At 54.7% G+C, this 10,236-nt stretch carries 11 protein-coding genes and 2 tRNA genes; all 13 read right to left on the minus strand.

What is annotated here, in order from left to right; genetic code table 11:
• Positions 1-2 precede the first annotated feature (2 nt).
• Positions 3-75 (minus strand) — tRNA-Val (locus PG888_RS18805).
• A 31-nt stretch (positions 76-106) separates the two neighbouring features.
• Positions 107-182: transfer RNA gene (locus tag PG888_RS18810), tRNA-Lys, on the minus strand.
• A gap of 174 nt (positions 183-356) precedes the next feature.
• Entirely contained in the window at positions 357-1,160 is an 804-nt protein-coding gene (ybgF, locus tag PG888_RS18815) for a tol-pal system protein YbgF (RefSeq protein ID WP_270694017.1), read from the minus strand.
• A gap of 158 nt (positions 1,161-1,318) precedes the next feature.
• A complete protein-coding gene (pal, locus tag PG888_RS18820; protein WP_005304908.1) occupies positions 1,319-1,843 on the minus strand; it encodes a peptidoglycan-associated lipoprotein Pal in 525 nt (174 codons plus the stop codon).
• 49 nt (positions 1,844-1,892) lie between these two features.
• The gene (tolB, locus tag PG888_RS18825; protein WP_033135654.1) at positions 1,893-3,218 is read right to left on the minus strand and encodes a Tol-Pal system beta propeller repeat protein TolB; all 1,326 of its coding nucleotides are present in this window, start codon (positions 3,216-3,218) and stop codon (positions 1,893-1,895) included.
• A 95-nt stretch (positions 3,219-3,313) separates the two neighbouring features.
• Positions 3,314-4,447, minus strand: coding sequence for a cell envelope integrity protein TolA (gene tolA / locus PG888_RS18830; protein WP_042063601.1), 1,134 nt, complete (start codon positions 4,445-4,447; stop codon positions 3,314-3,316).
• 5 nt (positions 4,448-4,452) lie between these two features.
• Positions 4,453-4,899, minus strand: coding sequence for a protein TolR (gene tolR / locus PG888_RS18835; protein WP_005335733.1), 447 nt, complete (start codon positions 4,897-4,899; stop codon positions 4,453-4,455).
• A complete protein-coding gene (tolQ, locus tag PG888_RS18840) occupies positions 4,899-5,588 on the minus strand; it encodes a protein TolQ (protein ID WP_042063600.1) in 690 nt (229 codons plus the stop codon). The genes tolR and tolQ overlap by 1 nt, the downstream gene beginning before the upstream one ends.
• Positions 5,578-5,985, minus strand: coding sequence for a tol-pal system-associated acyl-CoA thioesterase (gene ybgC / locus PG888_RS18845; RefSeq protein WP_042063599.1), 408 nt, complete (start codon positions 5,983-5,985; stop codon positions 5,578-5,580). The genes tolQ and ybgC overlap by 11 nt, the downstream gene beginning before the upstream one ends.
• A 105-nt stretch (positions 5,986-6,090) precedes the next feature.
• Entirely contained in the window at positions 6,091-6,402 is a 312-nt protein-coding gene (locus tag PG888_RS18850; RefSeq protein WP_075113178.1) for a cyd operon YbgE family protein, read from the minus strand.
• Positions 6,389-6,505, minus strand: coding sequence for a cytochrome bd-I oxidase subunit CydX (cydX, locus tag PG888_RS18855; protein WP_005304933.1), 117 nt, complete (start codon positions 6,503-6,505; stop codon positions 6,389-6,391). Before cydX ends, PG888_RS18850 begins: the two co-directional genes overlap by 14 nt.
• A 14-nt stretch (positions 6,506-6,519) precedes the next feature.
• Positions 6,520-7,656 (minus strand): cytochrome d ubiquinol oxidase subunit II, encoded by a 1,137-nt coding sequence (gene cydB, locus PG888_RS18860; RefSeq protein WP_182938256.1) that lies wholly within the window; start codon positions 7,654-7,656, stop codon positions 6,520-6,522.
• 11 nt (positions 7,657-7,667) lie between these two features.
• Complete coding sequence (locus tag PG888_RS18865; RefSeq protein ID WP_270694022.1) at positions 7,668-9,224, minus strand: cytochrome ubiquinol oxidase subunit I; 1,557 nt, start codon at positions 9,222-9,224, stop codon at positions 7,668-7,670.
• Positions 9,225-10,236: the final 1,012 nt, after the last annotated feature.

The following is a 10,236-nucleotide window of genomic DNA, read 5'->3' on the forward strand; positions in this document are numbered from 1 at the left end:
GGTGGTCGTTACTGGGATCGAACCAGTGACCCCCTCCTTGTAAGGGAGGTGCTCTCCCAGCTGAGCTAAACGACCTGGGAATTCTGTCTCCACCGAGTGGAGAAAATGGTGGGTCGTGCTGGATTCGAACCAGCGACCAATTGATTAAAAGTCAACTGCTCTACCGACTGAGCTAACGACCCTCACCACGACCAGTTCCGACTGCATTACTGCTTCGGCTCTGACGGCGGCCTATATTACGGATTTAAATTTCCGGTGCAACAGAAAATTCGTAATTTAAATCCGTTTGCTCACTGTGCGTACAAATGTGGGCTGTTTTTACAGTAGCGTTACGAAAACAGTGACATACAGCAATGTTACAGCTTGGCCAGACTCTGTCTGGCCAACTGGGCCGGCGAGGTGTTGGGATAGCCCTTGATCACCTGTTCATAGAAGGTTTTGGCTTCCGCTTTCTTGCCATCCAGCTGCGCCAGCATACCCAGCTTCAGCAGCGCATCGGCACGCTTGGGGGATTTGCTGTATTTGTTGGCCACGGTCGAGAACTGGGCCGAGGCACCGGCTCTGTCACCCTTGTTGAACAGCAACTGGCCGAGCCAGTAGTGTGCATTGGGGACATAGCCCGAATTGGGGTACTGCTTGATGAAGCCCTGGAAAGCCGGAATGGCTTTGTCGTAGTTCTTCTCTTTGAGCACCATGTTGACCGCGGCGTCGTAGGCCTGATTCTCATCCTGATTGGTTGAGTAATTGGCTGCGGCAGCCGGTGTAGCGGCAGCTGCAGGGGCCGCAGCAGCCGGAGCCGCCTGCTGGCTGCTGGCAACCTTGTCGAGTTCCTGATAGAGCTGACGCTGACGCTCTTGCGACTGTTCCATCTGGTAGGTCTGCTGCTCCAGCTGACCACGCAGCTCGAAAACCTCCCCTTGCAGGGAGTCAACCTGTTGCTGCAATTCAGCTTGCAGCCGCAGACGGGCATTGAGGGTGCGCTCCAGCAGGGCAACCCGATCTTCCAGGCTACCGGTGGGCACGATGGCGCCGTTGTTGCCGCTAAGGACAACCCCACTACCCGAGTCACCACCCAGATCGCTGACAGGAGCCGCCGCATGCGCATTCAGAGCAACCAATACGGCCAGCGCAACAACAGCTTGCTTGTACACAGATTTCATTCGGATCAAACCTTAGCGTTTAGTGCAAATAAAACGGCCAGCGCCATCGTCGCTCGCTTATACAGATTTCATTCGGATCAAACCTTGGCGTTTAGTGCAAATAAAACGGCCATCGAAATGGCCGCTTGCATATAAACGAACTTCGTTCGGTTCAAACCTTAGTAAACCAGAACCGCGCGGCGGTTTTTGGCAAAGGCATCCTCGGTGTGGGACATGTCCAGCGGCTTCTCTTCGCCATAGCTGACGATGGAGAGCTGCTCGGCCTGCACACCCAGGGTTTGCAGATACTTGGCGACAGCCTTGGCACGACGCTCGCCCAGGGCGATGTTGTACTCCGGAGTACCGCGCTCATCGGCGTGACCTTCGATCAGGACTTTAACGCTCGGGCGCTCGCGCAGGTAGCTGGCGTGGGCATCCAGCAGATCAGCGTACTGACCCTGGATATCGTAACCGTCGAACGGGAAGTAGATCACGTTGTCACGTTGCAGTGCTTCGAACTTCTGACGCATCTGCTCTTCCGGGGACAACATGCCGTTGGCGCCGCCGGTTTGTACACCGCCCATGCCGTCGGTCATACCTGACTCAGCGCCAGCGGCGTCAGAATCAGAAGAAGAACTACAAGCGGCCAGGGTGAACAGTGGCAGTGCGATGGCCAAACCCTTGAGCAGTTTATTGAGTTGCATGCTATTTCCTTAAACCTTTATAACAAAACAAAAAACAATTGGATTTTTATCAATTCAAGAAGGGCGACCAAGCTGGTGCACGAATTTCACCGCTACTGGTCGGAAGCACAGCCTTGAAGCGACCATCAGTCGACACCAACGCGAGACTCTTACGACCCTGATAGATGGTGGCATAAATGATCATGCTGCCATTGGGTGCCACACTTGGGGACTCGTCAAGTGCGCTCTGAGTCAGGACCAACTGGGCATTGTTTTCCATGTCCTGACGGGCAATACGGTATTGCCCCTGAACACGGGTTACCATCACCATGATTTTGCCATCAGGAGTAATGGATGCACCCTGGTTGGATTCACCTTCCCAAGTCATCCGGCGAGTCATACCAGTCGCCAAATTTACGCTATAAATCTGGGGTTTGCCACCACGTTCAGAGGTGAACAACAAATTTTGCCCGTCCGGCAGCCAGGAGGGTTCGGTGTCGATCACCCGGCTGGTAGTCACCCTGGTCAGCTGCTTGCTAGCGACATCAACCACATAGAGGTTCGGTGACCCATCTTTGGAGAGAACGATAGCCAGACGACGACCATCCGGAGACCACTCCGGCGCCCCGTTGATACCACGGAAACTGGTGATCAGGCTGCGCTGCTGGGTGTAGATATCCTGCACGTAGATTTCGGATTTCTGGTTCTCGAAGCTCACGTAAGCCAGCTTGCTGCCATCCGGCGACCAGGAGGGAGACATCAGCGGCTCACGGGAGCGCAGCAGGGTTTTCTCGTTGTAGCCGTCGTAATCAGAAATACGCAGCTGGTACGGGAACTGGGTACCCTGCTGTACGGAGACGTAAGCCAGACGGGTCAGGAAGGCACCACGCTCGCCAGTCAGACGCTCATAGACGATGTCGGAGATGCGGTGAGCAAACTGGCGCATCTGGGCACCCGGGATGGTCGCCATACGGCTATCCAGAATGTAACCGTTGCTCTCGCCACCTTGCGCCTTGGCCAGCTGGCCTTTCAGCACATCGACCAGCTCGAAGTTGATCTTGTAAGTGCCGTCACCGACTGCCGAAATGGAACCCACCACCACGGCTTCAACCCCTTGGGAAGCCCAGGGCGCGAAGTTGATCTCGCTGCTGCTGCTCGGGGTCTGCGGCATCTGGCCGCGGGCCAGCGGCTTGAACTTGCCGCTGCGCATCAGGTCGTTGGAGACCACTTCCGCGATGTCCTGCGGCAGCTGCCCGTTGCCTTCCCACTTGAAGGGGGCGACGGCAATGGGGCGTGCGCTATCAATACCGCCGGTGATGACGATGTCCAGGGCCGCCTGGGCACTCTGGCCCAGCAACAAACAGCCAACCAAAGCAAAAAATACTTTTCTGATCATGGCTTAAATACTCGGTTCCAATAAAAATGAGCGGTTAAATTCCTTTCTCTGCGAGACGCTGCCAACCACTTGTAAACAACCTCGTTTTATCACGCTTAGATACTCGGTTCTAACTTCAGGTTAAATTCCTTCAACATCTCGAATGCCGCAGGATCCTTCGGCACTGGCAGTTGATTGGCTTTCAGGACAGCTGCCTTACCGGAGCGACAGACCGCCGGGTCACCCTGGCCGTTATCTACCGATATGACAAAGCCACTGCTCGCAAGACGTACGCCGATAGTACATGTTTTGCCCCGCATGGTGGGATCCAAAATCATATACCGCTCAACAGTGGCCTTGATGAGCGCCGCATACTTGTCGACTTCACCCTGCGCTGCTGCCGATGCTGCCTGACTGCGGGCATTCGCCTCAGCCGCCAGCTGCTGCTGCATCATCTCTTCCATCTCTTTTTGCAGCTTGGCCTGCTCGGCTGCTTTACGCTTGCGCTCAGCCGCGATCTTGGCCTGTTTGTCGGCCTCTGCCTTGGCTTTCTTCTCTGCGTCAGCTTTTGCCTTTTTGTCAGCCTCTTCCTTGGCCTTCTTCTCGGCGTCGGCTTTGGCTTTTTTCTCAGCCTCTGCCTTGGCTTTCTTCTCGGCTTCGGCCTTGGCTTTCTTGTCAGCTTCCGCTTTCTTGGCCTTGGCTTCTGCCGCCTTGGCCTTCTCCTCGGCCTCTTTCTTCTCTTGTTCCTTTTTCTTCTTCAGCGCCAGCGCCTTGCTTTCGGCTTCCGCCGCTTTACGCTCGGCTTCGGCCTTCTTGGTCTTCTGCTCTTCCAGCTTGCGGGCTTCCTCGGCTTTTTGGGCCTTCTCTTCCGCCTGCTTCTGCTCGGCCACTTTCTTCTGCTTCTCGGCCTCAGCCTTACGGGTGGCCTCTTCGGCCTGCTTGCGCTTGGTCTCGGCGATACGAAGCTGCTCCTGTTTCTGAGCCAGCTCGCGCTTGGCGAGATCCGTGTCTTCCTTATCCTTCTCTTTCTCTACCTTCTGAGGCTTGGGCTGAGATTTCTGCTGCTGGATCTGCTTGGCCTGTTCGTTGAGGAAATTCTCATCGAGCATGACGGCATTGACGATCTGCCCCTTCGATTCGGGTCGCTTCGGTTTGCTGAAATCGAGCCCGACAAACAGGATGATGCCGATGATCAGGTGCAGCAGAAACGACGCGATGAGATAACCGGAAATACCACGCTTCACATCCATCTCCGTTAGTTCACCGGATCTGTCATCAGGCCAACCTGAGGCACGCCCGCATTCTTGAGGGCCACCATCAACAGGATCACCTCTTCGTAGCGCACGGCCTTGTCACCCGCGACCACCACGGGGGCATTCTGGTTGATCGCCAGATAGCCCATGGCTTTTTCGGTGATGTATTGCTGCATCGCCTCTGGCGTGCCGCTTGGCACCGGCTCATCATCGGCTTCGCCAGCCTTGATGACATACTCGCCTTCGGTATTGACGCTGACGATGAAGGGCGGCTTGGCATCTTCCGGCAACTGCTCGGACTCAGCCTGTGGCAGATCCACCTTGACCCCTTGCGTGATCACCGGCGTGACCGCCATAAAGATGATAAGCAGCACCAGCATGACGTCGATATAGGGAACCACGTTGATCTCGGCCACCTTCTTGCGCCGGATCCGCTGATAGGTTTGCATTACTGATCACCCTGCTGCTGTGCAATTTGACGGTTCAGAATGGTGGTGAACTCGTCCATGAAGTTGGCGTAGGCGTTTTCCAGCCGCTCGACCTTGTTGGAGAAGCGGTTGTAGAAGATGACCGCCGGGATCGCGGCAAACAGACCCATTGCGGTGGCGATCAGCGCTTCCGCGATACCCGGTGCCACCATCTGCAGGGTGGCCTGCTGCACCTGACCCAGGGCGATAAAGGCGTTCATGATCCCCCATACGGTACCGAACAGACCGATATAGGGGCTGATGGAACCGATGGTCGCCAGCACCGGCAGGTTGGATTCAAGTTCATCCACCGCACGGGAGAGGGAGACGCGCATGGCGCGGTAGGTACCGTCCATCACCGCATCCTGACCACGGGCACCGGCCTTGAGCAAGCGGGCATACTCCTTGAAGCCGGAGTAGAAGATATCTTCCATGCCTTCGATATCATCGCGGCGGGAAGAGGACTCCTGATAGAGGCGATTGAGATCGACCCCTGACCAGAAGCGATCTTCAAACTGTTCCGATGCGAGATTGGCCGCCTTGATCGCCTTGGAGCGCTGGATAATCAGCGCCCACGAGACAATAGACATGCTCATCAGGGTCATCATGACCAGTTTTACCAACAGGCTGGCTTGCCAAAACAGGCCAATAAACGAAATTTCAGCGTGCACTTAACAGCACTCCCTTGATTTTTTCAGGTATAGCTACAGGTTTCATTTGCGGATGACTGACACAGGCTATCTGTACCATGGCCTGGGTGATCAGTCGTCCATCAGCCGCCAGGATCTGCTGCGAAAAACGCAGGGATGCGCGTTTCACTTCAATCACTTGCGTTAATACAGTTAAAAGTTCATTAAAACGGGCCGCCGAGCGGAAATCGATCTCAGTTCGGCTCACCACGAAGGCATATCCCTCCTGCAGCCAGACGTCCTGTTCGACCCCTTTGGCACGAAGAAACTCGGTGCGAGCGCGTTCCATAAACTTGAGATAATTGGCGTTGTAGACGATGCCCCCGGCGTCGGTGTCTTCGTAGTAGACACGCACCGGAAACTCAAAGACTTCCCCCATAACAATCTGTGATCCATTCGACAGTCAGATGGGGGGCTATCATAGCGCAGGGCTGAATAGGAAAGAAGCAGGGGGAGACAGGGAAATCCTGCCTCCCCCCGTTTTTTATGAAAGGAAATATGAATGTGTCAGCCAGAGGCCATACAACAAACTGGGCCAGGCGAGCCAGGGGTTGAACAGCACACGTCCGGGCAGGCTTTTCAGATGAAAGCCAAGCCCGTTAAGTACGCCACAACAGACGGCCCACATCAGCCAGGGAGCAAGCCAGTGGCCATGCTCGCTGGTGTTGGCCGCGATCAGATTGGGGGCCTGTAAAATAGCGACGGCCAACAAGGCCGCCGCGAGTAACATCAACCCCTGCCACGGCTGGCGCTCCAGTGGAGCGGCCAGCCTGGCGAGTCGATCACTTGTTTTCATCGATCTGACGATCCATGTTCTCGGTGTGTTCCAGCCACAGCGCATTGATGATGCCAAATGCACAGGCCAGCAACAGCCCCAGGATCCAGGTGAAATACCACATTGTCAGCGCACCTCTTAATAGAGAGATTGTTGGTTATCTTCGATGTGCTTGTTGGTTACCCGGCCAAACATCTTGATGTAAGTCCAGAGGGTGTAACCCAGCACAATCGGTACGAAGATCGCTGCAGCCACAGTCATCACCTGCAAGGTGTTGAAGGAGGCGGTAGCATCCCACATGGTCAGGCTCAGTGACGGCTCAAGGCTTGAGGGCATCACGAACGGGAACATGGAGAAACCGGCGGTGAGGATGACCCCGGCAATCGCCAGCGAGGAGCTGGTAAACGCCAGCCAGCCGATGTTCATGCGGGCAAACAGCCCAGTCAGCAGGCTCATGGCCAGACCCAGTACAGGAGCGGCCACCATCCACGGATAGAGGGTGTAGTTGTTCATCCAGGCGCCAGCCTGCAGGACAACTTCCTTGTTCATCGGGTTGGATACTGCGTCGGTCGCGGCAGCCTTGACGATGACATACCCTTCCATACCGCTTACCCACCAACCCGCGGCAGCAAACAGCACCAGGGTCACCAGTGAGCAGATCATGGCGGCAGTGCGGGAACGCGCCAGCACTTCACCATCGGTCTTCATCATCAGCCAGGTTGCGCCCTGGGTGAGCAGCATGAACAGGCTCACCAGACCAGCCAGGATGCCGAACGGGTTAAGCAGGCCAAAGAAGTTGCCGTGGTAGGTCAACATCATGAACTGGTTAAACTCGAACGGAACACCTTGCAGCAGGTTGCCAAAGGCCACACCAAAGACGATGGGCGGCACGGCGCTACCGGCGAACAAGGCCCAATCCCAGTTGCTGCGCCATTTGGCATCAGCACGCAGCGAACGGTACTTGAAACCGACCGGACGCAGGAACAGCGCCATCAGCGTCAGGATCATGGCGATGTAGAAGCCGGAGAATGTCGCGGCATACACCATCGGCCAGGCAGCGAACAAGGCACCACCGGCAGTGACCAGCCAAACCTGGTTTCCTTCCCAGTGCGGCCCCATGGTGTTGAGCATCACGCGGCGCTCGACATCTTTCTTGCCGACGAACGGGAGCAGTGCGCCTACCCCCATGTCGAAGCCGTCAGTGATGGCAAAACCGATCAGCAGTACGCCGACCAGAGCCCACCAGATGACACGCAGAGTTTCGTAATCAAACATGGTCGCTCTCCTTATGCCTTGAGCTGTTCAAAGTGATACTTGCCAGTCTTCAGGCTGCTGGGGCCAAGACGGGCATACTTGAACATCAGGTACATCTCGATAACCAGAAGTACGGTATAGAACAGGCAGATACCGATCAGAGAGAACCAGATTTCAGCTGCAGGCAAGTTGGATGCAGACAGGGAAGTCGGCAACACCTCTGCAATGGTCCACGGTTGGCGACCATATTCAGCCACAAACCAGCCGGCTTCGATCGCGATCCACGGCAGCGGGATACCCCACAGCAGACCCTTGAGCAGCCACTTGCGCTGGCCGATCTGGTGACGGGCACTGTCATAGAAGGCCATACCGATCAGCACCAGCATCAGCATGCCGACGGCAACCATGATGCGGAAGGCGAAGAACAGCGGCAGTACCTGCGGGATGGAGTCATCCACCGCGGCCTTGATCTGATCGTCAGTCGCGTCGGTCACGTTGCTGGTGTAGCGCTTGAGCAGCAGACCGTAGCCCAGATCCTGCTTCACTTCGTCGAAGCGAGCGCGGGTCTCGTCAGACTTGTCACCGGATTGCAGCTTGGTCAGCAGGTCGTAAGCGGTCATACCATTGCGGACGCGCAGTTCGTGCTCGCTCTTCAGATCCTTCAGACCGGTTACCTGACCGTCCAGAGAACGGGTCGCGATAATGCCCAGTGCATAGGGGATCTTGATGGCGTAGTCGGTGCGCATCTCTTCCTGATTCGGAATACCGAACAGGGTAAAGGCGGCCGGAGCAGGTTCAGTTTCCCACTCGGCTTCGATAGCGGCCAGTTTCACCTTCTGCACTTCACCGGTCTCGTAACCGGATTCGTCACCGAGGATCAGCACGGACACGATGGAAGCCATACCGAACGCGGCGGCAATGGCGAAGGAGCGACGGGCAAACGCCACATCACGATTCTTCAGCAGGTAGTAGGAGGAGATACCCAGCACAAACATGGCGCCACAGGTATAGCCAGCCGCCACAGTGTGGACGAACTTGACCTGGGCAACCGGGTTGAGCACCACGTCAGCGAAGCTCATCATCTCCATCCGCATGGATTCGAAGTTGAACTCGGCACCAACCGGGTTCTGCATCCAGCCGTTGGCGACCAGGATCCAGAGGGCGGAGAGGTTGGTACCCAGCGCCATCAACCAGGTGGCAACCAGATGCTGCTGCTTGCTCAGACGATCCCAACCAAAGAAGAACATACCGACGAAGGTGGACTCCAGGAAGAAGGCCATCAGCCCCTCGATGGCCAGCGGGGCCCCGAAGATATCGCCGACATAATGGGAGTAGTACGCCCAGTTCGTCCCGAACTGGAACTCCATGGCCAGGCCTGTGGTGACCCCCAAGGCAAAGTTGATACCAAACAACTTACCCCAGAATTTGGTCATGTCCCGGTAGATGGTGTTGTTGGTCATCACATAGACGGATTCCATGATCGCCAGGAGAAAAGCCATTCCCAGCGTCAGGGGTACAAACAAAAAGTGATAAAGGACCGTCGCAGCGAACTGGAACCGCGATAGGTCTACCACATGCTCAGCAATCATGATGTTTCCTCACCGATTATTGGCACGGCTATTTTAAGTTTTAAGCACAAAGCTTCCGTTGGAGGTTATCGAATGAGCCTCATTGAGACATGTCACAACAAAACGCGTTCAGTAACCACTGGCATTAACAACAAGGCAATACGAGAACACAAACAAAGCTAATGTTTAACAATTACAAAACAATCAGCCTGAATTTATTCTCGCCCATGATGACCGGGTTTTTATATCACCTTTATTTGATTGAAATCAATGTAAAAGGACCCGCCATACATGGCTTTAAAAGGCATTTTTAATCTATTTCACGATTATTGACGCGAGCCGGATCACAAAACATGACAAATCGTAAAACATTGATTTAAATCAATTTAAGAATTTAACATCCCGCCACCCCGTTAAATTTGAAAAGCGTGGATGACGCGCCTTTTCCCATGTTATCCGGGTCAGGCGATCTGATTCGAAAACTCAATTTAAAACTGCAAAGAATGCATACTCATGCGAACCAATTTCATCAATCAAGACATTAGATAAACTAATTTGAAAAGTGCAATTTTTCTTGTTTGCCCGGGTCGGTTCGAACTCCTACAATGCGCCTCGCAGTGAGGGCATACCCTTGGATACAGGCCGGTTAATCTGGGTTCACGGTACGTATTCGACGATCAATTTGAACCTGTCTATTGGAATCGAAGATGAAAAAGTTTGTTGCTAAAACCATCCGTTACTACAAGCTTTCCTTTGTTCAGCTCTATCAAATGAACCGACTCTGAGAGCTCGCGACGGCTCAACTGTTTATTTTCCGGTCTGTGTCCAGACGCACTCACTGTCTGTGAACATCCATCCTGAATTGTCTTTGCCCACCGCATCCGCCGTGGGCTTTTTTTTTGCCCGGATAATAAAAAACCGCCTTTGACGGCGGTTTCATATTCAAACGACTGTTTTTATACCAATCGGATTAAACATTAGGTCAGTTTTATCCAATCTCGGCTACAAAGTGACATCACCCGCTCCACATCGG

This window comes from Aeromonas sp. QDB23, from assembly GCF_027707745.1.
Taxonomy (GTDB): domain Bacteria; phylum Pseudomonadota; class Gammaproteobacteria; order Enterobacterales; family Aeromonadaceae; genus Aeromonas; species Aeromonas allosaccharophila.

What these genes read in the sequence shown, in the direction of transcription:
- ybgF (WP_270694017.1), bottom strand. Translation starts at nt 1,160, where the DNA reads ATGAAATCTGTGTACAAGCAAGCTGTTGTTGCGCTGGCCGTATTGGTT.
- pal (WP_005304908.1), bottom strand. Translation starts at nt 1,843, where the DNA reads ATGCAACTCAATAAACTGCTCAAGGGTTTGGCCATCGCACTGCCACTG.
- tolB (WP_033135654.1), bottom strand. Translation starts at nt 3,218, where the DNA reads ATGATCAGAAAAGTATTTTTTGCTTTGGTTGGCTGTTTGTTGCTGGGC.
- tolA (WP_042063601.1), bottom strand. Translation starts at nt 4,447, where the DNA reads ATGGATGTGAAGCGTGGTATTTCCGGTTATCTCATCGCGTCGTTTCTG.
- tolR (WP_005335733.1), bottom strand. Translation starts at nt 4,899, where the DNA reads ATGCAAACCTATCAGCGGATCCGGCGCAAGAAGGTGGCCGAGATCAAC.
- ybgC (WP_042063599.1), bottom strand. Translation starts at nt 5,985, where the DNA reads ATGGGGGAAGTCTTTGAGTTTCCGGTGCGTGTCTACTACGAAGACACC.
- PG888_RS18850 (WP_075113178.1), bottom strand. Translation starts at nt 6,402, where the DNA reads ATGAAAACAAGTGATCGACTCGCCAGGCTGGCCGCTCCACTGGAGCGC.
- cydX (WP_005304933.1), bottom strand. Translation starts at nt 6,505, where the DNA reads ATGTGGTATTTCACCTGGATCCTGGGGCTGTTGCTGGCCTGTGCATTT.
- cydB (WP_182938256.1), bottom strand. Translation starts at nt 7,656, where the DNA reads ATGTTTGATTACGAAACTCTGCGTGTCATCTGGTGGGCTCTGGTCGGC.
- PG888_RS18865 (WP_270694022.1), bottom strand. Translation starts at nt 9,224, where the DNA reads ATGATTGCTGAGCATGTGGTAGACCTATCGCGGTTCCAGTTCGCTGCG.